The following is a 26,167-nucleotide window of genomic DNA, read 5'->3' as shown; positions in this document are numbered from 1 at the left end:
ACTATAGAAACGATCTAGGGGTGAAGAGATGAACGTGTTGGAGATAAAGAATGTAACGAAGAAGTTCGCAGATTTCATTGCGGTTGATAATATGAGTCTAGCTGTTGCCGAGGGAGAAATCTTTGGCTTTCTCGGGGCCAACGGCGCGGGGAAAAGCACCACGATTAATATGATTGCCGGGCTGCTGCGCTGTAATGACGGCATCATTAGTATTCTTGGAAAAAATTCAGCCAAACACAGCCGTTTTGCAAAAATGAACCTTGGCATGGTTCCCCAGGATTTGGCCATCTATGAGGACATGACGGCCTATGAAAACGTTAAATTCTTTGCCGGCCTATACGGTCTGCGCGGCGCCGAACTGCATGACCTTGTTGTGGAAGCACTGGAGTTTGTCGGCCTACAAGATAAACACAAGAGCTATCCCAATAGTTTTTCAGGGGGGATGAAGCGGCGCTTAAACATCGCCTGTGCCATTGCCCACCGGCCGAAGCTGATCATTATGGATGAGCCGACAGTAGGCATCGATCCACAGTCCCGCAACTATATTCTGAATTCGGTTAAGAAGCTAAACGAAATGGGCTGCACCATCATTTACACAAGTCACTATATGGAGGAAGTCGAAGAGATTTGTTCGCGGATTGCCATCATTGATCACGGAAAAATCATTGCCGAGGGAACGAAGGAGCAGCTGAAATCACTCATTACTAATACGAAGGATTTATGGATTGAGGTTAAATCCTCTGAAAACTTGAACATCCAGGCTATCAAAGAAATTCCTGGCGTCGAAGCTGTTTCGATAGAGGAATATTTTATTAAAATCAACTCGGATACGGGCGTTAATAATTTAAACAAAATCATTGAGCACTTGATTAACAATGGGATTGAAATCCGCGGCCTCCAAGAAAAGGCGCCAAATTTAGAGACTGTGTTTTTAACCTTAACCGGAAGAAACCTAAGGGACCAATAGGGGGGATTCACATTGAACATACTCAATATTGCCTGGAAAGGCATTAAAACAGAGTTTCGGGACATTAAAACCTTGATTTTCTTGTTAGCTTTCCCGATTCTTTTAATGCTCGTCCTTGGAACAGCCCTGTCGAACACGTTTACGACCAGTCTTCCAGTGGATGATCTCCATGTGTTATATAAAGATACAACACAAGAAGGGAGCTTTCAGCAATTTATCAAGGCAGCGGAAAAGTCGGGGATGCATTTTAAGAAAGTCACCGATCAAGTAGATGGAAAAAAAGAAGTGAAGCGAAGTACCTTTGATGGGTATGTAGAAGTGACCGAAAATGGGGTCCAGCTCTATGTCAATGATGATAATAGTATAAAAGGGAGTATCCTGCAAGGCATGGTCTCCGGGTATGTCGACAAGTATAATATTGCTTCTGAAATCATGAAGACAGCACCTGATAAGCTAAATGCAGCCTTTACGGCGGGGGAGCAGAGAGATTTTATTAAAGAAACCTCGCTAAATCCGAATAAGCAGCCGGGATCGATGGATTATTATGCGATTGTGATCACGACGATGATTGTGCTGTACGGGGCGCTGCCGGCCAGCTCGCTCATTGTCAGTGAACGCGTGCGAAGGACAGCAGATCGCCTGATTGCTGCACCAGTAAGGAAAAGTGAAATTTTTATCGGAAAGGTGTTGGGGAGTCTCGTTAGCAACGGCTTGTGTGTCATTCTCGTCATCCTGTTTAGCAAACTATTATTCAAGGCAAACTGGGGTGACCATCTGGGGCTGGTATTTCTTGTGCTGCTGACAGAAGTGGTGTTTGCAATTAGTTTGGGAATTGGCATCAGCTTCCTAACGAAATCTAGTGCGGCACCTCAAGTCATCATTATGATCATGGTGCAGCTATCGTCCTTTTTTGGCGGGGCTTATTTTAAAATAGACAATCCGGAAGGAATTTTTAAACTGATAACCGAGCTTTCACCGCTTACCTGGATGAATGAAGCGATAACGAAAATCATCTATGCAAATGACTTTGCTGCCGTCATTCCGGCAATCAGCATCAATCTGATCGGCTCGTTTTTATTGTTACTAGTGGCAATCATCTCACTGCAAAGAAGGGAGGGGCTATAATGAGGGATATCCTCTGGATCGTGCAAAACACGTTACGTGTGACATTTCGAAAAAAGAAAAACATCTTGCTGTATTTGTTTATGCCGTTAATCGGAATTTTTATTGCGCTGATGGCCTATGGCGGTGATCAAAAAATGATCTTGCATGTCGGCGTTGTCAATCAAGACAAAGCTGAGATTACTGCGGATACGATTCAGTTTTTAGCAGGATTAGAGAATGTGAAGATTACCGAGCTAGAGGCAGGGCAGGTTCAAGAAGAAATAGTTTCCGGTAAGCTCGACAGTGTGATTACCTTTGAAAAGGGGTATTCAGACAGTGTATTGGCGGGGCGGCCTGACCATATTCAGCTCACTTCCATCAAAGGCGCGCAAGTGACAGGCTTCGTGAAGTCCTATTTATATCAATACATCGATAATATCTCGACGATCAGCCGTGCAGCCGATGGAAATCAACAGACTTTTCAGCAAATGTACCAGGATTACCAGCAATCGTCATTTCAACTCTCAACACATTCTTTAGCGGATACATCGAGGAATAAAAATATGACGACTCAAACGATTGGTTTCCTGATTATGATCATGCTGATTTCTGCAAGTAATTTGTCAGAGATCATTCTGCTGGAAAAAGAAAAACGCACCTATTTTCGACTGTTATCGACTCCGATTAACGCAAGAAAATATTTATTGGCAAATGTGTTGGTCAACATGCTGGTGATGACGGTTCAGGTTGCCGTTACGCTAACCATCATGAAAAGCGTCTTTCATATTGGTCTGAACATGTCTTATTGGGAAGCGGCGGTCGTTATGCTTCTGTTCTCAATGATTGCGGTTGGGCTATCGCTTGTGTTGATTTCCTTTTCAAAAAGCCGCAGTGCAGCAAACGCCCTGCAGAATTTAATTATTACCCCAACCGTGATGCTTTCCGGGTGCTTCTGGCCTGTGGAAGTCATGCCAACAACCTTGCAGAAAATAGCGAACTTCCTACCGCAGCGCTGGACACTTGATACGTTAACGAAGCTGCAGGAAGGGCATGCGTTCAGTGAGTTATCCTTGAACTTGCTGATTCTCTTTGCCTTTGCGGCGGCGTTTTTCTTAATTGCGGTCTATAAATTCAGCCGCAATAAGACAACAGAGAATTTTGTATAGGACGGAACAATAAAATGAGAGGAATCTCAAAAATTGATTGGGATTTCTCTCGTAAAATCTTGTCTGAAAAAAGCTACATGAGTAGAACGGGTTCTGTTACCTGTCACAAAAATCCAAAATGTGTATTAAAATGACCATCAATTTGTATGTGAATTTGATGGTCATTTTTTATTGATATAACGCGAATAATTATAAAAATAGGCGTGAACCTGTAGTCCAATTTGTATATCAAAATGTAAGGTTACAGAGATTTCTGTTACCTCGCAAATTGGACTACAAAATGATGTGTTTTTTATTTACAAAACCACGTTTTTCTTTGGCCTTGGCTCTGTAATTATTCAATGATGATTTTCGTATAGGTATGAGAATTCATAGGCGGAGAATTTCCGGCTAATGTATATAGAGGAAGCTTAAGTAGCAGAGATAAGCGGAGAAATTCCGGTTAACTGCTCTGAATAAGCCAAAATTCAAAGATTTGGATCATATAAGCGGAAAAACTCCGCTTATTTTTAAGGAAATATGGGTATTTCCCAATTTAAACGGAATTTTTCCGGTTATTTTTCAAAAACAGTGAAATCAACATTCAGTTTTATAACAGTGCCTTGGCCATAAAATGGTGGCACTTCGTAATATTCTTACATAACAAAATGTATAACAAATATAAGGAGATTTTTATAAAAAGTGACAGGTATCGGAACCCGTTAATGAAAGTTGAACTTTATTCTTAATCGTTACAAATTAAATTTAAATGATGTGAAATGACACTGGAGACCAGTTCATAATTCACTCGGGAAAGTTCTAACATGGCATGGATGGCTAATCCATCTATAATGGCATATAGTTTTTCCTTTTCAATATCGATATGTAGATTTTTCCGCAGCAATTGATGCTTTTCTAAAAAAGTGAATATATTATCAATTGCCAGGAAAATTCCATCGGTGTCTGTACCAAATACATCCCCCTTTTTCCTGCTATAAAAAATAAAGGTAAACCATACTTCCATTTCAGCCATCGTTTCTTCATTAATGGGGATTATTTCTAAAATGACCTTTAATACCTTCTCTTTTGGCTGTAAATCACTTGCTGCAATTTTACTAATACGAGCAATTACCCTCTCTTTAACGAGATTCATGGCATAAACGAGCAATTCATTTTGTGTTGAAAAATAGTGCCGCAATGCCCCGAAAGACAGCCCGGCTTCTTTGGCAATTTTTCTTACCGTCGCTCCTTCCATTCCTTCACGTAGAATCACCCGCCAAGTTGCCTCCGCAATTAACTTTTTTTGATGATCATGGTCAACAATTTTTGGCATACCTTATTTTATCAATAAAAATGGGCGTGTGCAATTTAATAATACAGTTGTATTATTAAAAATCAGATGTTAATATTGGTATTAAATAATACAGTTGTATTGGAACGAGGTGTCTTTTTGAATTTAATTGCTTGGATGATTATAGCCTGTGAAATAGGATTTTGGATTGTCATATTGTTAGGGCTAGTTTCGCGATATATTCTAAAGAAAAAGAAGCTGGGGCTTTTTTTCTTTGCGTTGACCCCTGTTATTGACTTAGTTTTATTGATTACCGCTAGTATTGATATATTTCGGGGGGCGACAGCAACAATCGCACATGCCATTGCCGCTGTGTATATAGGAGTTTCTCTTGCCTTTGGAAAAGGGATGATTGAATGGGCTGATCAAAGGTTTCGTTATTATCTCTTAAAAGAAGGCGAAAAGCCCTTAAAGCGTTATGGCTTAGTGTACGCCCGGCATTATTTAAGAGGATGGGGTAAGCATTTAGTGGCTTATCTGATTGGAGCTGCTATGTTAGCAGGAGTCATTCTTCTTATTAACGACTCCAGTAAAACAGAAGCCCTTTTCGGTGTTCTAAGATTATGGTCATTTGTGCTGGGGATTGATTTACTCATTGCCATATCAAACTTTGTTTGGCCAAAAAGGAAAAAAGTAAAGGAAAAAACGGGGTCAGTCCACCAATAATGAAAAGCGTAAAGCGAAGTACCACTTTCTAGTGTAGAATGGGGCTGTTATTTATATTGATGAAAATGCAAGAAAGGTTGTTTTATTTTATCTTTTTTTGCCTCATTATTCCTGTCACAATTGGAATGATTGTACAAATAACTGCAATCGGTAGAAACCATTTGCCAAAACCATTCCCCCATTCTAAAGCTATCGATATGGATTCAAATAAGATGAGAGCAAAGACGATTAGACAGGTATTTTTTAATTGATTCATCAATTTTCGGCTGTTCAAATAAAACTGTTTTGCGTTCGATTGATTAAATCTGTGTGGGTAATTATGAAATTGGGGAAATTTTTCTAAAGTTTGCAAGAAAAGAAGAATGAAAGCCCCTATGCCAGGTAAAATCAAAAGTTCCCATTTTGACCCCCATCGGTCCACTTCTCCGGAGGCATTAAAATGTCCTGGCACTTCTTCAGGAAGCCTGTTCCAAACAGCAATCAAAAAGATAATTGATCCAAAGTAAAATGAGTAACCAATGATATCCCAAATCCATTCGTTCTTTGTCTTTTTGATATTTATTTTTGGCCGTTCCCATGAGTTGGACATGTTTTGCCACCCCCGACTATAATATTTTTTAAGGTTTCATGTATTTATTTTAACATCTTGAGCTTATATATCCCAATAAAACCCATTCCTAAAATGAACCTTTTTGTCTGTTCGGCTGTATAAGTTATAAAGAGATAAGAAGGAGTGGATGAAATATGGCATTAGGGTGGTTAATAGGCACGATTGCCGCGGCAATTCTTGGAACGACGTTTGCCATACTCATTGCGACAATGAACAAAAAGGTCGTTAGAGATTATAAAGGGAATATTGACTTTAAGAAATCCGACATTTATTTTTACTGGACACGGTAGAAGCGAATCTAGCCTTTAACTTTATTCTAAAAAAAGGCTAAAATCGCTTTTTATTTTTTTGACATTATACAGTTTAACTGTATATAATGTAACTATATAGTCAGACTGTATATTATCCTATAGTAAGACAGGTGAAACCATGAAACGAGATCGACATATTCCGCTTACAGAAACAGTGTATTATATACTTTTATCATTATTAGAGCCGGCACACGGATATTTGATTCTCCAAAAGGTGGAAGAACTTAGCGGAGGGCAGGTGAGGATGGCGGCCGGAACATTGTATGGAGCGATAGAAAATTTATTAAAGCTTAAATTTATACAGCCGGTTCCCAGTGAGGATAGCCGGAGAAAAGTTTATTTAATTACGGATAAAGGAAAAGAAATGCTGCATCTTGATTTAGAAAGAATGAAGCATATGATACAGGTTACGGAAGCAGCGTTTATTAAGTAACAATGAGGTGAAATCATGAGAAAATTTAAGTTTTTCCTAAACTTTGAAAAGGAAGCAAACTGGCTGAATCAAATGGCTGAGGAAGGATTTGAATTTGTAGGAAAGTCAATGGGGTATCATTTCCGTCCAGCCAAGCCAGAAAAGACAGATATTAAAATTGACTATCGCACATTTAAAAATAAAGAAGATTTTATCGATTATTGTACACTTTTTGAGGACTGCGGATGGAAGCATATTGCCGGGACAAAAAGTTCCGGGACTCAATATTTTAAAAAAGTCAGAGCAGATGCGGATGAAGACATTTTTTCTGATGCAGATTCCAAGGCTGGCAGATACAAAAGGCTGTCACAAATGTATATGGCATTATCTATGTGTTATTTGCCTATTTTTGCAGCATTGATCACAACGGGTGCCATTGATGCGGCTGGTCTGTTAAGTCCAAAGAGACTCTATTATACACCGGGGTTATGGAATATGGCAGGGGCGGATTTTTGGGGAGCATTTCTGTTTGAAACACCATTTGCCCTATTTAGGGCAGCAACATGGGCTCTTTTCCCAGTAATCATCATTTTATTCCTTTTCTTTAGTTATAAAACTGAACAGCATTATAAAAAATTAATGAAATAAATGGTAATAGCCTTATTAATAATAAGGGTCAGTTCCTAGGACTGACCCTGACTACGTTTTCCAGATAAAATAGGGGTTAAAAGGCCCGTTTTTTTAAATGGAATTTTAGCAGCTGGTACTATTTAAGAGAGACACAGGGACGGTTCTTCTGCTTCTGAAGCATGAGAACCGTCCCTGTGTTTCATCTTCGATTAAATTCGGAGCGTTCCTGGCACTAAATCAGAATGCCATGTTTTATTTACATAATTTACAAAAAAATCATAGAAAAGTAACCGTTCTTTCACCATGGATTAAAAAACGAGTGTTTTAATTGAGAAGAAAGTACTAGTTCAAAAGTCCAAAAGGGGAGGAAATTAAAAATGAAAAAGAGGGTAACAGCGGTATTAGCTTTAAGCTTAATGATACCGGCAGTAGCACCTGCAGCCTTAGCGGCAGGGGATATCACGATTCAATCTTATAAATTCAACTCGATGAAGGCGCCAGCTACAATTGAAGAAATGGTAAAAACGTATACCAACGCTTCTCTGGATGTTACATATAGTAATGGAGACAAGAAGAATTTCCCGCTTACATATAAACAGTTGTATATGACAGACGAGAACATTGTCACAAATAAAGGGATTAAAATTCCTGCAGGAACTCCAATTGATGTAAATGGCAATCCAATTGTCGATAAAAGTGTTCCCAGCCAACCATCTTACTATATTTCCGATGCACCCGACTCCAATAGCTTATTAAATATCGGTGGCAATCTTTATATGATTTCCCATTTTGAATATGATACAGCAGATAATTCCGGCGGTTCCGCATACGGTAAACTTCCGGCATCGATGACATTAACAGCGTTAAACCAAGACAAAAAAACCGGTGAATTAACCGTAAATAATGCGAAGAAAATTGACTTTGCAAACGTCAATGGTTTATGGATTCCATGTAATGGCTCGACATCTCCTTGGGGAACACATCTTGGTTCAGAGGAATATGAACCGGATGCACGGAAATTTTTAGAAAATCCAACGACAGACCCTACTAATGTAAAAGCATTTGCTAATTTCTATTTTGGCGATGAGGCAAAAGCCAATCCATACTTTTATGGCTGGATTCCAGAAATCACTGTTACGGCAAATGGCGATGCCAGTGTAGTGAAACACTACAGTGCAGGCCGTTTCTCTCATGAAGTCATGGAGGTCATGCCTGATAACAGGACTGCTTATTTTGGTGATGACGGCGGTTATACAGCTACTTTTATGTACGTTGCAGATAAAGAAAAAGACCTTTCTGCTGGAACCTTATATGCTGCAAAATGGAACCAGACGAGTGATGTAAATGGCGGATCAGCCAATTTACAATGGATTAAACTCGGACATGCTACGGATGATGAAGTAAAGGCCATCATTGACAATGGAACAACATTTGATGATATTTTTGAAAAAACAACTGATGCTGCTTCTGCAAAAGATAACGGCTTTTCTGCCATTAAAACATATCCAAGCGGAAAAATTGAATATCTGAAAGTCAAGCCAGGAATGGAAAAAGCTGCGGCCTTCCTAGAATCACGCCGTTATGCCGCAATAAAGGGTGCAACTTCAGAATTCAATAAAATGGAAGGCATTGCTGTGAATGCAAAAGATAAGAAAGTCTACATGGCGATGTCAGGTGTCAGCGGTGCAATGTTAGCAAGCAGTTCTGATCCTGTAGATGATATTCATGTCCAGAAAATTAATGCTGGTGTAACCTATGAGCTTAACTTATCAGGCGGATTACAAGATAGTGAAGGAAATTCAATCAACAGTGCATATGCTGCCACGAATATGAAAGGTCTTGTTGTCGGAGAGGATCTGGCTGCACCTGATGCTTACGGAAATAAATCAAATCCGGACAAAGTAAATAAACCGGATAACCTAAGCTTTTCCGAAAAAATGAGAACTTTATTTATTGGCGAAGATGGTACTGAGCATACAAACAACTATGTTTGGGCTTATAACGTAGACACAAAAGAACTTTCCCGCGTGTTATCAGTACCAGCAGGGGCAGAAGCAACCGGATTACGTGTCATTGATGATTTTAATGGGTTCTCTTATGTGCTAAGCAACTACCAGCATCCAGGTGATGAGCTCGACAAATGGCAGGGAACGGCTGTCAATAAGGCGGATTTGTTAAAAGCCGTTGATGATGCAATAGGGATCAATAAAAAAGGCGGAGTCGGCTATCTTGCTATACCGAATGTAACACCAGTTCAAGAACCGGCACCGACAACAACTCAGCCGCCATCAAATAATCCTGATGCACCGAAAACAACCAACTCTGGTGCACCGCAAACAACTAATCAAGTCGTAAAAGGCGGAACTTCTCCGGTTACAGGAACTCCGTTTGTGAATGCCCTGTTAGGAGCAGCTGCGCTGCTTGGAGCTGGATTTGCATTGGTTCGTTCGTCTTTACGTAAGTCAAAATCAACAAGATAAGGTCGTTTGAGCATTACCGCTGAGGTCTTTTCTGGAACTTTTTCGGGAAAGACCTTATTCTAAATACAATTTGAACAAAAGGAGGTTGAAAGGATGAAGTCAAAAAAATTTTGGTTAGGGAGTTTGTTGGCTGCTATTGGTTTATGCCTACTGATCTCCATCCCCCTTTATTTTATTCAATCTCATGCCAGCAAAACGAAACTGTTAAAGGATTATAATAAACAGGAACAAGCACTTACTTCTGATTTTGCAACAGATTATCAGCTGCCACCCAAGCCAATTAACCGAAAAAATCAAAAAGATGATGATTTAATTGGAAAACTGGTCATTCCAAAGATTTCCTTGGAGGTACCAATAGTAGAAGGAACCGATCAAAAGGCTTTAAAAAAGGGCGCCGGACATCTGACGACAAGTGTAGCAGCAGGAGAAAATGGCACAAGTGTGATTGCCGCTCATAATACGACTTTTTTCCACCACATTGGCGAGCTTGCGTTAAAGGATACTGTTCAAGTGGATACCCTATCAGGAACGAAAACCTTTGAAGTATACGAAACAAAAGTGGTCAAAACAGGAGACCCTATTTATAATACGGTAACGCCATCTCTTGTGCTGGAAACCTGTTATCCGTTTGATGTAGGCACGGAAACTCCATATCGGTATCTTGTCTTTACGAAAGTTATCAATTAAGCACCTAATCTTTTAAAAAATTGATGTGTTGCATTAAACCGTACCATAAGGATAAGATGGACCCGAAAATGCGGATTTACAACGCCAAACTATCTATTGATACAAAGTTTTTTGTATTAACGTTGTAAATCCGTATAATCCTGATTCTCCCCCAAGAAAAGAGCATCCCATATTGTAGAATATTATTGTTGTATTAATTTATCACGGTCGACTGCTTGTGGAGGTTCCTCCATCCAGCCTTGTTTAATCATAATATTGGCACCATCTTCCACATACAGTGCGACTTCTGGAATCAAAGAAATATATTTAAGACCTAAATCTCTCCTTGGACTTGCTGCTAATGCAGTTCCATAATAGCCGATTCCTGCTGCAACCATGGCTGTAACATGAAACATCATTAGTTTATCTGAAAAGATACTTGCTGTTGTATTTAAAACTGCCGAACCTGAACTTACAGGGGCTGGCAGATCCTCCTTGGTTAAAAAGTTGCTAAATATATCTATATATTTTTGGGCAAGCTCTTTTCCTCTTAAGAAATACTGTTTTACATCTTCGTTTTGAGCGGTCTGGGCAAAGCCGGTTACTAATTCTTTACCGATAGTATTTATTAGAGTGTTTAAGTATAAGTGTGTGATTTCTTGTGAATTAATAGATCTCTTTTTCCCAAAAAAACCAGTTAAATAATGTTGTTTTTCTACAAAATCGATCCCTTTAGGAATAGGTATAGAAGGTGGTTTTACATAAATCCCTTGTTTTAGCATTAAATCACGTGTTCTATCCTGCAATTCAACCCCTTTATTTAAGATACGCTTATGAAAAGCAACAACATCTGGACGTGTCGAAACTGTTAGTCCTCCACAGCTGGATGTCATTGCAAATACAGCCAGTTGACTTAAATGCTTTAAGAAAAAAGTATCTGTAAAAAGTCTTGGAGCTTTTGTATTAACATCTTGTTCTGTAAATCCAATGGGTATCGGAAAATTCTCTTTTTGAAACAATTCCTGCATGATGGATATATTCTCTTTTGCTGTATCAAGTGTCCATTCAATAATAGGACGTATTTCTTCATCCTCTACTTTTTCTAAGAAATAGCTGTTCATACAAACAACTATCGTATCACCCATGTATTGAGTCCATAAACCAGACATTTCCGCGGCAGTTAACGGAATATTTGTTTTATCATCCATTAGAACAACCTCCTATTTTACATTCATACATTATGTAATAATATTTCCTAAAAAGCGGAAAACATAAATTGACAACCTTCCTAATACATCAAATGAAAAAGGGAATAATCCTGAATGCCCCTTTATTCAATAGATATATTGGGGACTACCATAGTCATTAGGACTGTGGTATTTTCTTTTTATGGAGAGGAATATTCTTAGTGAAATCTTTTTTGATAGGAGGATACATAATGCCAACAAGCTTAAAAGATACGGTTACTTTATCTAATGGCGTGGAAATGCCGTGGTTTGGCTTAGGAGTTTTTAAAGTAAGTGAAGGGGACGAGGTCATTCAGTCTGTAAAGGCGGCTATTCGGAACGGATACATCAGCATCGACACGGCTGCGATCTATTTAAATGAAGAAGGTGTGGGGCAGGCGATTCGTGAATCAGGTGTTCCCCGTGAGGATTTGTTTATTACAACAAAGCTTTGGAATACCGAGCAGGGATATGAATCCACATTAGAAGCGTTTGAAACAAGTCTTAACAAGCTTGGACTCGACTATTTGGATCTTTATTTAATTCACTGGCCAGGTGTTGATAAATATAAAGAAACGTGGAAGGCTTTCGAAAAGCTATACAAAGACGGTCGTGTCCGTGCTATTGGCGTCAGTAACTTCCATGTTCATCATTTAGAAGATTTGATTCGAGACGCTGAAGTGAAACCAATGGTCAACCAGGTTGAATTCCATCCCCATTTAACTCAAAAAGAGCTTCTTGCTTATTGTAAAAAAGAAGGAATTCAACTAGAAGCATGGTCGCCATTAAAAAAAGGAGAACTGTTAAATGAACCAGTTCTCGAAGATATTGCGGTTAAATATAATAAATCTGTTGCACAAGTAATTCTGCGTTGGGATCTGCAACATGGCATCGTAACAATTCCAAAATCCATCAAAGAGCATCGCATCATTGAAAACGCCGACGTATTTGACTTTGAACTGACCGCAGAAGACATGGAAAAAATTGATGGACTCAACCAAAACAGCCGCTCTGGATCGGATCCAGATACCATGAGAGTAGGGTTCTAATAAAACAAGAAAAATGGGGAAAACCAACCCCATTTTTCATCACTTATTTAGCAAAGGGCGATCCTGCAAGTATAGAGCCAAATCTGGACAATTACCCTCAACAATCTCCTTTACAATAATCTTCGACAGCAATTGGCTGTAAACCGTCCCATTATCACCAAAGGCAAATAGAAAATAACTATTAGGATATTCTTCATATTGGCCAATAATCGGAATGCCATCCGCTATGCCGCCATAAAATGCAGCTAAATAATATTCTGGCTGGACCTTAATAGTAGGAAACATTTTATTAAACTCTTCAATCAGTTTATCCTTTTTGTGAATCAGTTTACTATCGCGATCTTCAGGGTATGGAGTATTATCATCAAGTCCTCCGATGATAATCCGGTTATCTCTAGTGGTCCTCATAAATAAATAGGGACGAGCAGTTTCCCAAATGAGTGTCCTGTTATACCATTCGGAGAAATTGTCGACTGGATTGGTTGTGACCGTATATGTACTGACAAAAGAGGCTTTTTTCTCTTTTTTGATTTCCATTCCTTCATAACCTGCTGCAAAAATAATATAGCGTGCTTGAATCGAACGCCCATTCTTTGTCGAAACAATCATCTTTCCTCGTTCTTCATCATAGTGGTGACCGTTCATTTCCGTATTTTCATATATACGGATTCCTTTTCTTGCGGCGTACTCCAATAGTGCATGGGTGAATCGGAAAGGATTGATTTCTGCATCATTGTATGAGTAAATAGCGGCATCCCTGCTAAACGGATAGTTTGCTTCAATCTCTTCCTTTGTTAGAAAGGTAAGGTCACAGTTTTGCTGCTTTAAAAATTCGTATTCCTTTCTTAGTTTTTCAACGTCCTCTGGACAGCTAGCAGAGTATAGGGTATCTCTTCTGTTGAATTCACAATCAATTGTGACTTTCTTGGAAGCCTCTTCCATTTCATTAATAGCTTCCTTTAGTAATTGTAAATGCCTTTTTATGTAATCAGTTCCAAAAGTGTTGATCAGATCTGTAAACATTTTTTCGCCGGAGTATTGAAGGAGGGCGGTATTCGTACTAGTACTGCCGCTGCCAATGGTTGATTTTTCAATGACAGCCACCTCTAAATTAGCACCAGCAAGATAATAGGCACACTGTGCCCCCGAGCTTCCACCCCCAATGATTAATACATCACAAGATAGGTCTTCTTCCAACGCTGGGTACGAGGGAGCATCAGGAAAAGTAGTGGGCCAATAATAAATTCCAGATTGTAAATTCATATATATCCCCCCAGTTATCAAAAATAGATAATGTTAATATAACCAGCCTCATTTTATACATACGTGAGGCATGGGTGAAGCATGGGGACGGTTCTCGTGCATCATTTTAAATTTGGCTATTTGTTTTTTTGTCGTCATCGTCTGCCATTATTTTGTATGCTTATTGCGTAAAATCCGTTTAGTAAAGAGATTTTTCAATATTTAATCAAACGTTTATTTAATTGACAAATATTTTAGAAGCTTATAAGGCTTTGTGCTTTTATGACAAGCATTTCAGAGTATTTAACCAAACGTTTATTTAGATTGCTAGAAGGGGAAATTTAGTGAAGATTGGCGAAAGTAGTTTGTGTTAGAAAGCTTGATGGTTTTGAGAGAGGTAGGTTCCATGTTTATTCAACAATTTTTTTACCCCAAAATTCAGCCAATTCCCGGATGCACGTAGTTTATAACATTTATAACAGACCTAATCAAACGTTTGTGTAAACGATAATATTTTTAGCTTTAACAAGGATATAATGCTTATCTTTGTTGACTTTTTCTTACTTTTAATCAAATGTTTGTCTAAAAAATAAATGGTCTATTCTGCCCGTGAGTTCAAGAAAAGAAGCTCACCGGTAAAAATAAGCCAGCTATTCTGCCCGAGAGCTCATGAAAAGAAGAGCAGTGGTAAAAATAAGCGGTCTATTCTTCCCGAGAGCTCATGAAAAGAAGGGCAGCGGTAAAAATAAGCCGTCTATTTTGCCCGAGAGCTCATGAAAAGAAGAGCAGCGGTAAAAATAAGCGATCTATTTTGCCCGAGAGCCCAAGAAAAGAAGCGCAGCGGTAAAAATAAGCGGTCTATTCTACCCGAGAGTTCATGAAAAGAAGAGCAGCGGTAAAAATAAGCGGTCTATTCTGCCCGTGAGAACCAGAAAAGTAACGCTGCAGCTTATTAGAATCATTTTTCAGAAGTCTCGGACGGTTCTCGTGCTTCCTTTTAACAGTAAAAACGCTTGAATCTCTATTTGATTCAAGCGTTTTTACTGTTCTATTAATCTACTGGGCGGTTTTCGAAATCGTAGTCCACTAATGCTGGAGCCACACGTGCCCGTTCGAGAGCCGGCGTATCAGGACGAACGATTTGATAGGCTGCTGCTCCGACGATTGATGCAGCTTGTTGTAGCTTTTCTTTACTGATATGTTCAATCGTATCTGTTGGCTTGTGATACTGAGGCTCAACAGGTGAATGAATAAATAGTGCGGAAGGGATGCCCACATCATGGAATGGCTGATGGTCACTTCTTCCTAACTGTCCGTACGGTACCGCCACATCATACATTCTTGATGAGGCAGACGCTCCTAAGTCCGTAACAAGATTCTTCTGACCGTTAATTGTATACATGATCAGTCCACCTAATGGATGATCTTCTCCTGCTTCTGCCCCGCCAATCATATCCATTTGGAAGTGGGCAACAATACGGTCTATATCACTTTGTGGAAGCTGCGATACGTAGAAGGATGAGCCCACCATTCCTCTTTCCTCAGAGCCGAAGGTAAGGAAGCGGACTTCGGTATCAATTGGAGTATTGACAAGAATTCTTGCTAGCTCGAGTACGGCTGATACACCAGAAGCATCGTCATTTGCTCCCGGTCCATTAGGAACCGAGTCATGGTGTGCTCCAATCGTGACAATCTGTCCTGTGTCCTTGTTCTTGTTAGGCTTTAATTTAGCCTCAACCACATAGGATGTTTTCTCGATCTTTTGGATATCGACATCTAAGGTGGCTGTAACAGGGCCGTTCTTTAATTTTTCAACCAATCCTTTCCCCTGTGCTTGGGTGATTGCCACAGCAGGAACTTCTCCATTGGCTTGGCCAAAGTTATTGCCATTGGCACTGTTGTTATACATAAGTACCCCAACTGCTCCTTTAGCAACTACATTTGCCACTTTTTCAACGAACGTGATATCCCCACGCTCAATCAAGGCAATTTTCCCTTTCACATCATCTGTAATAGTGCCAGCTAATGCTTTTCCAACATCAACGAGCTCTGCCGTTACATTTCCGCTTCCACTGCCGCTAAAGGCACGGCCTTTGAAATCAACTCCATCAACTACAGCAAGTACGTGGTTTAACTTATAATCATAGATCGGAAACGGTATTCTTCTAGTTTCGAGTCCTAAACTCTTAAACTGGCTTTCTATGTACTCGACTCCACGAACCTCTCCCTCTGTGCCAGCTTCCCTAGGCACGGCTGATAGATACTTAATGGTATTATACATATTGTCTGCGCTGATTTTCTTGATAACATTGTTGTCAAACGCTGTGGCGGCTTGTGCATTTGGTGCACTATTCGTTTGAGCATAGACAACCCCTGATGATAAAAGCATGCCTGTTGCAAGGACTGTGATCATGGATTTACGACGAAACATGAAACTCCCCCTTTGAAAAATTGATACTCTTTCATTATTCCTACTTTGGCAAATATAGTAAACAAGAATCGTTTTACAAAATCATAGAAATTCCTTTAAAATCCGCTAATGACTATACACGAAATCTATTCATCATTTTGTAAACGTTTTCATAACTATCTATATTAGTATGATAATAAATAGTATGTTATTTTAAATTTACAAAAATTTTCATATAAAAAAGCTAGATTACTATATTAATTATTCCTCCTGCAAATACATTCGAGTAAAAAGGACATTCCTTGCGAAATCCCTATTAAATTTCATTTTTCTCGAAAAAAAGACAAAATATTTCCCTGAAAATATTACAATTAATTCCTGTATTTTATAGGATTTTGCATTTTTGAAGGTTATGATAGAGGATAGAAACGTGTGGGGTTTGGGAAGAAGCTGAAGTAGGTAAACTATTAAGAGAGATTGATGTGAAAATAACCACAAGAAAAGAGTAGCAGAGTTCCAATTTGACCCTGGTTAAAGGAAGGAGAAAAGTAATGTCAATTATCGATAAATTAAATCTGGGCAAGTATAGTAATCTTGCCGTACTTAATCAACCGGAAGATTATGATTTATTTAATGGATATAAGAATGAATTAACTGGAGAACAAGATGCGATCTTTATTTTTATTGAAACGCTCGATCAAATGGTGGCCCATACTCAAAGGATAATCAATGAACAGCAATTACTAGAAAAAGGATACTTATTTTTTGCCTATCCGAAAAAAGGGAACAAGAGGTATGAAACGTTCATACATAGAGATGAAATCTTTCCAGCCATGAAAGTGGGCGAAGATGGGTATGTAGCCAACAGCGACTTGAAATTCTCACGAATGGTGGGGATGGATGATGTCTTTACTGTAGTTGGATTAAAGCGCGAAAAAATGAAGCCTCAAAAGTCATCAGCTGCTAGTCAATGTGTAGCAGATTATGAAGAAAATATAAAGGATGTTGAAATGCTTTTAACTGATCATCCCAATGAACTGAAACTGTATAAAGAGTTAACACCAGGTTATCAAAAGGATTGGGCGCGCTACATATTTTCTGCTAAGCAGCAGCAAACACGTGAAAAACGCCAAAAACAAATGGTCGAAATCCTATCACAGGGATATAAATCAGTTGATTTATATCGTCAAAAAAAGAAATAGACTTTTAGTGTTCTATTTGACATTAGGTAAAAAGATAAAAGATTTTCGAAAGGGAGCAGGATTATCACAGGAGTAGTTAGCAGATAAACTTTGTGTATAAAGAGAAAAAATGTAATGAGTATCTGTTAATAAGCGTTACTTGTATGTATTTTTATGAAGAGTCATACCGGTGCTTCCGACCAAAGGAAGGATTCATTTAGGTCGCATTTTTCACAAAATGCAGCTGTGTTTTCATCGGGGATAAAACTAGTATCTGGATAAAGCTGTTTTAGGGCTTTAACCATCCTACTACCGATTCCATGACCACGATGGGAAGGGTTAACTGAAATATGTTGGATTTGGATAAGGTGATTATTTACAAATACAACACCGATAAGACCAATGATGCCTTTTTCTTCCTTCCATAAAAAGAGTTGGTGGTCTTGGTCAGTTTCATATTGATTAATCGTAATCTGAAGTTTCTGCATATCTTTTTCATTTGGCATAAACGATAATAAGCCCATGGCTATTTTATTATACGATTTTTTGTAACGTGTCAACATTTTTAATCCCTCATTCATATGAAATGGACTTGTAGCAAGTCAATTAGGTACTCCATTATGAAAATGGTATGATGTTGATTTACTATTCTGTTATTAATTACATTAAACTTAGCAGAATTAAATCTTATTGTTTTACAAAATGTTGTATATCTCATTAAAAATATATTTCAGAAAATTTACACAATTTAACCCGTTAGCAAAATTATAATGTAGGTTTAAATATAATGTCGTGAAAAGTTAGGATTTTCATCTTATTAAATTTCACTCCATTATCGCACGATTTATTTTTGTGCTATTTCCAAAAGTACAAGCGCCACAATTGCGATCATTAAAGTTATAAAAGGATGTCCGGTTATAATAATTGTTAATAATGAATCCACGAAAAAAACCCCTTTCTTCTTGCCGTTTTTCAAATAGATATTTAGGAAACACACAACAAAAAGGAGTGTCATCGAAAAAATCGTATCTAAAGCAAAAGAAACAGGAAATTTTTTTATGGATTTTAATTAGCCATTAACCTAGGAAAAGTATCGAGAATATCGATTGTATTTACTATATCAAAGTTTGTTTACAGTTCGGTTGGGAAAATAGTACAATTGTGTAAAAAAATTAAGGTTTAGTTAATGAAAAAGAACAGAAGCAGTGGTTATTCAATAATTAAACTTTTAAACAAATTTTACCAAATTGTTCTACTTCTTTAACTGAAATGTAAAACAACTATGATAAAGTAGTTTCTACACCAAGTACCCTCCATGCAGAGCCGGCTTCCTTTTATTAAGGTGCTGGCTCTATTTATATCCTAAATATTAATAAATCAATTTATCATGAAGGGAGTATTAATAATCAAATGATTATACTTGTCGTTGATGATGAAAAGCCAATTGCGGATATTTTGCAGTTTAATTTAAAAAAAGAAGGTTATAGTGTCTATTCCGCCTATGATGGAATTGAAGCCCTTCAATTGGTGAAGGAGATTCAGCCGGATTTAATCCTTCTCGATATTATGCTGCCGCTCCGGGATGGAATGGAAGTTTGCCGGGAGGTCAGAAAAAAATATGAAATGCCAATCATTATGCTAACTGCAAAAGACTCTGAAATTGATAAAGTGCTGGGGCTTGAACTTGGGGCTGACGACTATGTAACAAAGCCATTTAGTACACGGGAATTAATCGCTCGTGTCAAAGCGAAACTGCACCGTCGTAATACAAGTATTACCCAAACGGTATTTGAAAATGATTCAAATGATATTGTCATTGGTTCCCTTGTTATTCATCCAGATGCATATGTTGTTTCAAAGTGCGGAAATACGATTGAATTGACGTACCGTGAGTTTGAATTGCTTTACTATTTGGCGCAGCATATCGGTCAAGTCATGACAAGGGGACATCTGCTGCGAACCGTATGGGGGTACGATTATTACGGGGATGCTAGGACTGTGGATGTAACGGTCCGAAGATTAAGAGAAAAAATTGAGGATACACCGAGCCATCCAGCTTTGATTGCTACACGTCGCGGAGTTGGATATTATTTGCGGAATCCTGAACAGTGTAATGTCTGATGACCTATCAATCTTCTAATGAAATCTCTTAAAAATGCCCATTTAATGTTGACTGTGTTTCAGTAGTATTAAAATCTCGTATTATATTAAACAATCCTAACACTTCTGTTAAAAAATGCTGAAGTTAGTTGATGCTTAGATATTACAGTTATATGATCAAAAGACAACGAAGGGTTAACTGGGAGGTGAGGTTCGTGGCAACTGTTTTATTTGGCACAATCGAATATTATGAGGGAGAAATAGTTAATTATCTATCTAATAGATACAGTTATGATCATGAAGATGCTGCCAAAAGAGTTTTTGACTTGCTGGAAAAGGAAATCTTAAATACTTTTTTGTTTGAAGAAACACTACGAATTCAATGTTTACATAATCTTATCAAGGCATTTGGGAAGGTCTCTAAAAAAAGTATTGTAATGATATCATAGAAAAGATTAATACGATTACCAGACAAAGAATCCGCTTCTACCTGAGCGGCTTCTTTGTATCTGGTCCAGAATGGTGCAATCCAATTGTTCCTCTTAATCATCCATAGCTTCATTTGATGGGATAAACACATCTATTTCATGTCCTTTAAGGCAACCTCCAATATCTTTTGCAGCAGCATAATCTCAAATTAGGTATTTATAAAAAAATAATAAGCATTTTTATGAATTAACTCTGAGTGACCTTGAAAAAGAGTATAAATATAGTAAAAAATATATTTTGGAAACAAATTAAAAAAATGTTTTAAATACTACATACTATCTAATTTACTGTTGTTGGATGGAAGAGTGAAAAAAGGAAATCCCAACCGTCCTCATCTCTCTGCCCATGCTATACTATTTGTAGGGAGTGATTACGTTGGAACTAAACGATGTTATCTTCGGGCACAGGTCGATACGAGAATATGAAGATAGGGAAGTAAGTCAAGAACTGTTGGATCAAATCCTAGATGCGGGCATCCGTGCGTCTTCTAGCGGAAATATGCAAACGTATTCAATTATCGTCACGAAAGACAAAGAGCTAAAGAAAAAATTGTACTCCGCACATATGGACCAATCGATGGTAGTGGATGCACCTATTCTACTAACATTTTGTGCTGATTTTAATAGAATGCGAAAATGGCTTGCTCTTAATGATGCACCTGTGCATTTCGATAACTTTATGAGCTTTATGATTGGCGCCATTGATGCCACGTTGGTCGCACAAAACTGTGCGTTAGCAGCAGAGAATGCCGGGCTGGGCATTTGCTATATGGGTTCAACTCTTGCAAATTGCGATCAAATTGGCGAGCTGCTCAACTTGCCGCCAAATGTCGTACCGGTTGTTGGTTATTCATTAGGGTATCCTGCAGAAAACCCTGCCCCACGTGACCGATTGCCCAGGCATGGACTTGTTCACTATGACCAGTATCAAGATTATTCAGAAGAAGACATTCTCGAAATCTACAAAGATAGAAATGAAAACGGTTGGAACCGGTACATGGCGAACCCTAGGCTTAAGGAAATGACCGAACGTTTAGGATTGAAAAACCTCGCCCAAATCTACACCATTGCCAAGTATACGAAGGAATCTCACCTTGAGTTTTCACAGACAGTGCTGAACTACTTGGAGAGGCAGAATTTTATGGAAAATGAGTAGGGAGTAGGAGTTTTGTTTATGCTGTTTTCGTAAATATTTTTGTTTTTGCTCCTATGCGACCGAACCGCTGAATTTTTCGAGAGTTGGGGAGTATAGAAAGGCTATATGCGACCGAACCGCTGAATTTTTCAAGAGTTGGGGAGCATAGAAAGGCTATATGCGACCGAACCGCTGTTTTTTCAAGAGTCGGGGAGCATAGAAAGGCTATATGCGACCGAACCGCTGAATTTTTCAAGGGTTGGGGAGCATAGAAAGGCTATATGCGACCGAACCGCTGAATTTTTCGAGAGTTGGGGAGTATAGAAAGGCTATATGCGACCGAACCGTTGTTTTTTTCAAGAGTTGGGGAGTATAGAAAGGCTATATGCGACCGGTCCGCTGAATTTTTCAAGAGTTGGGGAGTATAGAAAGGCTATATGCGACCGAACCGCTGAATTTTTCAAGAGTTGGGGAGCATAGAAAGGCTATATGCGACCGAACATGTTATTTTTCCAAGTGTTCGGTCGCTTACAGCGTGGCAAAAAGCTATTCCTCTTACATGATCGTATTACCTGACTGACACAATCGATTTCCTTTTATATAACAAGGAACCAATGATAAAGGCAATTCCACCCCAAAGGAGCATAATGCAAAATCCATACCAAAGTGGGGTTGAGAGAATAGAAGTATTATAGACCATACTGTCTCTTAGACCGTCGGCAAAATAGGTGAGCGGGAGGATGTTGGATACAGGCTGCAGCCAATCGGGCATGGTTTCAACCGGAAAGAAAATGCCGCTGACAAACATCATCAGGAAGCTGACAATGTTTGCTACACCCATGTAGGCCTCATTTGTATTGCTAAAAGAAGAAATCAAATAGCCAATTCCATTGAAGGAGAGGGCTCCCATTAAGAAAACCAGCAACAAGCTAGGAAAATTAATAAACAAATTGGCGCCGAATACGAATACGCCAATTAAGGATAAGAGAATGATTTGAATGGTGCTGAATAACAGGCGCATCACCATATCACTGAGGCCAAAGATGCCCATTTTTGCCGGGGTCATCCGCAGCCTTTTGATTAACCCTTTCCTGCGCATATCCACTAAGTCAACCATGCCGAATAAGCCGCCTTGGGCAATCGATAACGCAATCATCCCGGTTAAGAGAAAATCCGTATACTCCAATTCCGAACTGCCTGAAGAAATGGTTTCAAATTGCTGCTCAAAGGTTGGGGCTGCACCAACTGCCTGCAGGTTTGCCTGCTGAATGAACTGGTTTAGGACACCCGCAACGACTTGGGTGGAAACACTTTGTTCATTTTCTTTGTTCACAATCAGTTTAATCGAGGTGGCCTTTGCTGATTCTGGTAAGACGATGGCAGCATCGACTTCCTTCTCTTTTACTAAAACTTTTGCTTTCTTTTCACTAATAGGGTCCTTTTGGCTTACTTCAATAATAGGAATTTGCCGCAATTGCTTCGCCATCACAGCAGACGTTTCATTTGAAGATTCATTAACAATGGCAACTTTCGTGCTAAAATCATCGTTTGACCTGCCGCCAAATATCGTCATAAAGATGACCATTAAAATAACTGGAAAAAAGATCCCCCAAAACCACGCTTGTTTTTCACGGAGTGTTAATTTTAATTGAGCAAGGAACATTTGTTTAAATTGCTTGAGGTTATTCATCTTAATCCCTCCACTCTTTGCCGGTATAAGCAATAAAGACGTCTTCAAGACTCATTTCGCGAATCGAAACTTGTTCCACTTGATATTCCTTGTCTTTTGTAAATTTAAAAAGGTCAAACAGTAAATCCTCGGGTTTAATGGTCCATAGCTTAAGTGCGGTGCCCTCACGTTCTGTACGTGTCACAGAATCAAGAGCACTTGCAAAAAGCTCTGCATCCTGGGCGGCTTTTTCTCCATCAAGGAATGATAAGCGAACCTCTCGTTCATTTGTTAATTTTTCGATTAATGCGGAGGGGGAATCCAAGGTTACAACCAATCCTTGGTCCACGATGCAAACCCGGTCGCTTAGTTTTTCGGCTTCTTCCATATAATGAGTGGTGAGAATAGTGGTTTTTCCTAATTTCTTAAGCTCAAGAATAATCTCCCAAACATTGCGTCGTGCCTGAGGGTCGAGTCCGGTCGTGGGTTCATCCAGAAATACGATGTCAGGATCACTAATCATGGCTAGCCCGATAGCCAGTCGTTGCCGCTGACCGCCAGATAATTTCTTGACTTGATTCACTCGATGCTCGGTTAGATTAACCAGTTTGAGAATTTCTTCAGTTGACCGTGCCTTATCGTAAAATGTAGCAAATAGATTCAAATTTTCTTCTGGAGACAATAAATCAAACATGGCACTAGATTGCGGCTGTACGCCAATTTTCTTTTTAATCGTTATGGTGTGCTTGTTCCAGTTCAATTCACCAAACTGTATTTCTCCATGATCCGGTGTAACCAAGCCTTCAATCATCTCAAGTGTGGTCGTTTTTCCTGCCCCATTTGGCCCGATAATGGTAAAAATCTCTCCCTCTTCCACAGAAAAGCTAATATCTTTGACGGCTTGTATGGAACCAAACGATTTCTTCAAATTCCGGACCTCTAAAATATTCATCGTCACATCACCTTTCCTTGGAAACCAGCCATTTTGTCACAAAAGCCCCAATTCCAAAAGTTGCATACCACGTTATACCTATGTTGTGAAATAGGAAAGGATTCATAAATTTTAAAGAAACCGAGGCATGGGGCGCAGTTCATTCTCCTGCCTCTTTTTTTATTTAGCTTTTAAGTCCATTGATCCGAAGAGGGAAGCTTATAAAAAGCATACCGGCGCATTTTCCATCATCAACTCTGTGATTATCCTATTTCTCGTCGTCACTAATTTAATGGGGCTGTTTAGTGGGCTGGGATACGATATTCCTTTTCAAAAAGTTGTACCGGCGCTGCTTGGTATTATGTTTATCGTTTTTGGAAATTTCATGACGCAAATCCGGCATAACTATTTCTTCGGCATTCGGACACCTTGGACCCTGGCATCAGAATATGTCTGGAAAAAAACACACCGATTTGGAGGATATGTTTTTGTCGTTATTGGCCTTGTACCATTAATCACCACCTTTATAGGTTCCATGGGAATGTACCTTTTCCTTGGGGCATTAGTGGTCGGAATTGCCCTGGTCATGATTTATTCCTATATGGTGTATAAAAGGGAAAAAGGGAAAGTGTAATTCGCCGGAAACTGAATATGATAGAGACACGGGGACGGTTCAACTGCTTTTGAAGCAGTAGAACCGTCCCCGTGTTTCACTTTGAATCTGGGTAAAAAGCCCCAGTTTATTTAGAGTGATTTTGCAAATGTTATAGTTATGGAGGCGGTATCGTGGCTTTTACTATAAAGAGGAAACGGGCGAAAAAAAGGGACATTGGAAAAGACGCGGCGCCTTTTAATAAAGGAGTGAAGGCCGATTCCGATGCGATTCTCTCTCCTTCACTTGATGACACAGTGTCTGGAATTAAACAGGCTTTAGGTGATAATGATGATTTGATCATGAAGTACTTCAAAGTATTTGGCCAGTATGAAGCGGCAATTATGTATTTTTCTAATTTAGTAAATCAGGATAGTATTAATCATGATATTTTGAAACCCCTTATGTATGTGCCGGATCATTTAAAGGATCGGAACCGGTCATTAGACCAAATAACCGATATGATTATCAAAGAAACGATCTATCATAGCCAGGCTAAACTTGAGTGGAATATGGAAAAATTAATCGAGTACATTTTATGCGGTGAAACCTTGCTGATCATCGACGGTATCAAGGAAGCGATTCGGATTGGGACACGCAATGTGGAAAAGCGGGCCATCAGTCAGCCAGAAACCGAACAGATTATATTAGGGCCCCGTGAAGGATTCATTGAAAATATCCAAACCAACCTCGCCTTACTGCGCTATCGTCTTCCAACCCCCGATTTCCAAGTCAGAACTATGAAAATTGGACGCTTGACTAAATCCACCGTAGCCTATTGTTATCTAAAAGGCATCGCCAGTGAAACCGTCATTCAGGAAGTGGAAAAAAGACTGTCTGAAATCGATATCGATGCCATCATGGATGTTGGCTATCTTGAACAATTTATCGAGGATAATCCTTTTTCCCCGTTTCCGCAAATTCAAAGTACAGAAAGACCGGATAAAACAGTCGCCAATTTGGCCGAAGGCAGAGTGGCCATTTTTGTGGATGGTTCCCCTTTTGCCTTGCTGGTCCCTGTTGTCTTTAACCAATTTTATCAAACAGCAGAGGATTATTCGTCCAGGTTTTTGATGGGCAGCTTTGTCAGATTGGCCCGGATGCTGGCCCTTGTGTTTTCGCTGGTCTTTCCTGCGCTTTATGTCTCGTTCATCTCGTTCAATCCGGAATTGCTGCCAACCGAATTTGCCATAGCCGTGGCAGGAGGAAGAGCGGGGGTTCCATACCCAGCCGTTGTGGAAGTATTGATTATTGAAGTAGCCATGGAGGTCTTAAGGGAAGCCACCGTACGTCTGCCCAAGCAGGTCGGCGGCGCCTTATCCATTGTCGGGGTTTTAGTTGTCGGGCAGGCAGCTGTTGAAGCAGGTTTGGCAAGCCCAATCACCGTTGTGGCGATCGCCCTGACCACCATTGGCTCTTTCGCGACTCCTGCCTATTCCGCTGCATTTGCCCTTCGTATGCTGCGGTTTCCCATCATGATTCTGGCAGGTATTTTTGGATTATATGGAGTCGTCATCGGCATTATCTTTATTTTCAACCATATGCTGTCGTTGAAATCGTTCGGGGTGCCGTATATGGCGCCAGTCTCCCCAGAAAACTACCAGGGGTTGAAAGATGTGATTTTCCGGGCCCCATTGTGGTCGATGCCTAAAAGACCGGCATTTCTCAATCCCGCAAACCGCAGTCGATTAAGTAAAGATATTAATCGAAGTGAATTCGGGAACGAATAGCGTAAAGCAATT

24 protein-coding genes and 1 pseudogene are annotated in these 26,167 nt (G+C 39.4%); 17 read left to right on the top strand and 8 right to left on the bottom strand.

Features of this window, described 5'->3' with window-relative positions:
* Positions 1–28 precede the first annotated feature (28 nt).
* The 3 genes from KHA99_RS18110 to KHA99_RS18100 are packed head-to-tail and all read left to right on the top strand — an operon-like array spanning position 29 to position 3,237.
* A complete protein-coding gene (locus tag KHA99_RS18110; RefSeq protein WP_213118839.1) occupies positions 29–967 on the top strand; it encodes an ABC transporter ATP-binding protein in 939 nt (312 codons plus the stop codon).
* A gap of 12 nt (positions 968–979) precedes the next feature.
* Entirely contained in the window at positions 980–2,092 is a 1,113-nt protein-coding gene (locus KHA99_RS18105) for an ABC transporter permease (RefSeq protein WP_213118838.1), read from the top strand.
* Complete coding sequence (locus tag KHA99_RS18100; RefSeq protein WP_213118837.1) at positions 2,092–3,237, top strand: ABC transporter permease; 1,146 nt, start codon at positions 2,092–2,094, stop codon at positions 3,235–3,237. The genes KHA99_RS18105 and KHA99_RS18100 overlap by 1 nt, the downstream gene beginning before the upstream one ends.
* Positions 3,238–3,961: 724 nt before the next feature.
* Here the strand turns inward: KHA99_RS18100 and KHA99_RS18095 are convergent.
* Positions 3,962–4,549: a TetR/AcrR family transcriptional regulator gene (locus KHA99_RS18095; protein ID WP_213118836.1), complete on the bottom strand. Its 588-nt coding sequence runs from the start codon at positions 4,547–4,549 to the stop codon at positions 3,962–3,964.
* Between the two features lie 117 nt (positions 4,550–4,666).
* Between KHA99_RS18095 and KHA99_RS18090 the strand changes: the two genes are divergently transcribed.
* Positions 4,667–5,233 carry a hypothetical protein gene (locus tag KHA99_RS18090; RefSeq protein ID WP_213118835.1) on the top strand — a complete coding sequence of 189 codons (567 nt, stop codon included), beginning with the start codon at positions 4,667–4,669 and terminating at the stop codon, positions 5,231–5,233.
* A gap of 82 nt (positions 5,234–5,315) precedes the next feature.
* On the opposite strand, the gene KHA99_RS18085 is transcribed toward KHA99_RS18090, so the two are convergent.
* Positions 5,316–5,822, bottom strand: a complete 507-nt coding sequence (locus KHA99_RS18085; protein WP_213118834.1) for a DUF1648 domain-containing protein — start codon at positions 5,820–5,822, stop codon at positions 5,316–5,318.
* 155 nt (positions 5,823–5,977) lie between these two features.
* Here KHA99_RS18085 and KHA99_RS18080 point away from each other — a divergent pair, with 155 nt between their 5' ends.
* The 5 genes from KHA99_RS18080 to KHA99_RS18060 all read left to right on the top strand — a co-directional run bounded on the left by KHA99_RS18080 (position 5,978) and on the right by KHA99_RS18060 (position 10,363).
* Positions 5,978–6,133, top strand: a complete 156-nt coding sequence (locus tag KHA99_RS18080; protein ID WP_213118833.1) for a hypothetical protein — start codon at positions 5,978–5,980, stop codon at positions 6,131–6,133.
* Positions 6,134–6,272: 139 nt separating this feature from the next.
* Positions 6,273–6,587 (top strand): PadR family transcriptional regulator, encoded by a 315-nt coding sequence (locus KHA99_RS18075; protein ID WP_213118832.1) that lies wholly within the window; start codon positions 6,273–6,275, stop codon positions 6,585–6,587.
* 15 nt (positions 6,588–6,602) lie between these two features.
* On the top strand, positions 6,603–7,214 hold the full coding sequence (locus KHA99_RS18070) for a DUF2812 domain-containing protein (RefSeq protein ID WP_213118831.1): 612 nt from the start codon (positions 6,603–6,605) through the stop codon (positions 7,212–7,214).
* A gap of 359 nt (positions 7,215–7,573) precedes the next feature.
* A complete protein-coding gene (locus KHA99_RS18065; RefSeq protein ID WP_213118830.1) occupies positions 7,574–9,676 on the top strand; it encodes a PhoX family protein in 2,103 nt (700 codons plus the stop codon).
* A gap of 93 nt (positions 9,677–9,769) precedes the next feature.
* Complete coding sequence (locus KHA99_RS18060) at positions 9,770–10,363, top strand: class D sortase (protein ID WP_213118829.1); 594 nt, start codon at positions 9,770–9,772, stop codon at positions 10,361–10,363.
* 182 nt (positions 10,364–10,545) lie between these two features.
* Here the strand turns inward: KHA99_RS18060 and KHA99_RS18055 are convergent, their stop codons facing one another.
* Entirely contained in the window at positions 10,546–11,550 is a 1,005-nt protein-coding gene (locus KHA99_RS18055; protein WP_213118828.1) for a DUF3231 family protein, read from the bottom strand.
* A gap of 230 nt (positions 11,551–11,780) precedes the next feature.
* Here KHA99_RS18055 and pgoN point away from each other — a divergent pair, with 230 nt between their 5' ends.
* Positions 11,781–12,617: a glyoxal/methylglyoxal reductase gene (gene pgoN / locus KHA99_RS18050; RefSeq protein WP_213118827.1), complete on the top strand. Its 837-nt coding sequence runs from the start codon at positions 11,781–11,783 to the stop codon at positions 12,615–12,617.
* A gap of 39 nt (positions 12,618–12,656) precedes the next feature.
* Here pgoN and KHA99_RS18045 read toward each other — a convergent pair whose 3' ends face one another.
* Together KHA99_RS18045 and KHA99_RS31410 are read right to left on the bottom strand one after the other, a co-directional pair.
* Positions 12,657–13,880 carry an NAD(P)/FAD-dependent oxidoreductase gene (locus KHA99_RS18045; RefSeq protein WP_213118826.1) on the bottom strand — a complete coding sequence of 408 codons (1,224 nt, stop codon included), beginning with the start codon at positions 13,878–13,880 and terminating at the stop codon, positions 12,657–12,659.
* Positions 13,881–14,910: 1,030 nt separating this feature from the next.
* A complete protein-coding gene (locus KHA99_RS31410) occupies positions 14,911–16,290 on the bottom strand; it encodes a M28 family peptidase (RefSeq protein ID WP_213118825.1) in 1,380 nt (459 codons plus the stop codon).
* 530 nt (positions 16,291–16,820) lie between these two features.
* On the opposite strand from KHA99_RS31410, the gene KHA99_RS18035 reads away from it, so the two are divergent.
* Positions 16,821–17,471: a YdeI/OmpD-associated family protein gene (locus KHA99_RS18035; RefSeq protein WP_213118824.1), complete on the top strand. Its 651-nt coding sequence runs from the start codon at positions 16,821–16,823 to the stop codon at positions 17,469–17,471.
* 161 nt (positions 17,472–17,632) lie between these two features.
* On the opposite strand, the gene KHA99_RS18030 is transcribed toward KHA99_RS18035, so the two are convergent.
* Positions 17,633–18,013 carry a GNAT family N-acetyltransferase gene (locus tag KHA99_RS18030; protein ID WP_213118823.1) on the bottom strand — a complete coding sequence of 127 codons (381 nt, stop codon included), beginning with the start codon at positions 18,011–18,013 and terminating at the stop codon, positions 17,633–17,635.
* An 847-nt stretch (positions 18,014–18,860) separates the two neighbouring features.
* Between KHA99_RS18030 and yycF the strand changes: the two genes are divergently transcribed.
* From yycF to KHA99_RS18010, 4 genes and pseudogenes are all read left to right on the top strand, one after another.
* The gene (yycF, locus tag KHA99_RS18025; RefSeq protein WP_213118822.1) at positions 18,861–19,571 is read left to right on the top strand and encodes a response regulator YycF; all 711 of its coding nucleotides are present in this window, start codon (positions 18,861–18,863) and stop codon (positions 19,569–19,571) included.
* A gap of 194 nt (positions 19,572–19,765) precedes the next feature.
* Complete coding sequence (locus KHA99_RS18020; RefSeq protein ID WP_213118821.1) at positions 19,766–19,999, top strand: hypothetical protein; 234 nt, start codon at positions 19,766–19,768, stop codon at positions 19,997–19,999.
* A gap of 226 nt (positions 20,000–20,225) precedes the next feature.
* Positions 20,226–20,291, top strand: a pseudogene (locus tag KHA99_RS31405) (hypothetical protein); the annotation flags it as partial.
* A 123-nt stretch (positions 20,292–20,414) separates the two neighbouring features.
* On the top strand, positions 20,415–21,194 hold the full coding sequence (locus KHA99_RS18010; RefSeq protein ID WP_213118820.1) for a nitroreductase family protein: 780 nt from the start codon (positions 20,415–20,417) through the stop codon (positions 21,192–21,194).
* 547 nt (positions 21,195–21,741) lie between these two features.
* Here the strand turns inward: KHA99_RS18010 and KHA99_RS18005 are convergent.
* A complete protein-coding gene (locus KHA99_RS18005) occupies positions 21,742–22,863 on the bottom strand; it encodes an ABC transporter permease (RefSeq protein ID WP_249366723.1) in 1,122 nt (373 codons plus the stop codon).
* Position 22,864: 1 nt separating this feature from the next.
* Positions 22,865–23,794: an ABC transporter ATP-binding protein gene (locus KHA99_RS18000; protein ID WP_213118819.1), complete on the bottom strand. Its 930-nt coding sequence runs from the start codon at positions 23,792–23,794 to the stop codon at positions 22,865–22,867.
* Between the two features lie 127 nt (positions 23,795–23,921).
* Between KHA99_RS18000 and KHA99_RS17995 the strand changes: the two genes are divergently transcribed.
* Together KHA99_RS17995 and KHA99_RS17990 are read left to right on the top strand one after the other, a co-directional pair.
* A complete protein-coding gene (locus KHA99_RS17995; RefSeq protein WP_213118818.1) occupies positions 23,922–24,407 on the top strand; it encodes an SdpI family protein in 486 nt (161 codons plus the stop codon).
* A 152-nt stretch (positions 24,408–24,559) separates the two neighbouring features.
* Positions 24,560–26,155 (top strand): spore germination protein, encoded by a 1,596-nt coding sequence (locus KHA99_RS17990; RefSeq protein ID WP_372447611.1) that lies wholly within the window; start codon positions 24,560–24,562, stop codon positions 26,153–26,155.
* Positions 26,156–26,167: the final 12 nt, after the last annotated feature.

Source organism: Neobacillus rhizophilus (assembly GCF_018343535.1).
In the GTDB taxonomy this organism is placed as follows: Bacteria; Bacillota; Bacilli; order Bacillales; family Cytobacillaceae; genus Neobacillus; species Neobacillus rhizophilus.
The sequence above is the reverse complement of the archived record's forward strand: the minus strand, read 5'-3'. Positions and strand labels throughout refer to the sequence as shown.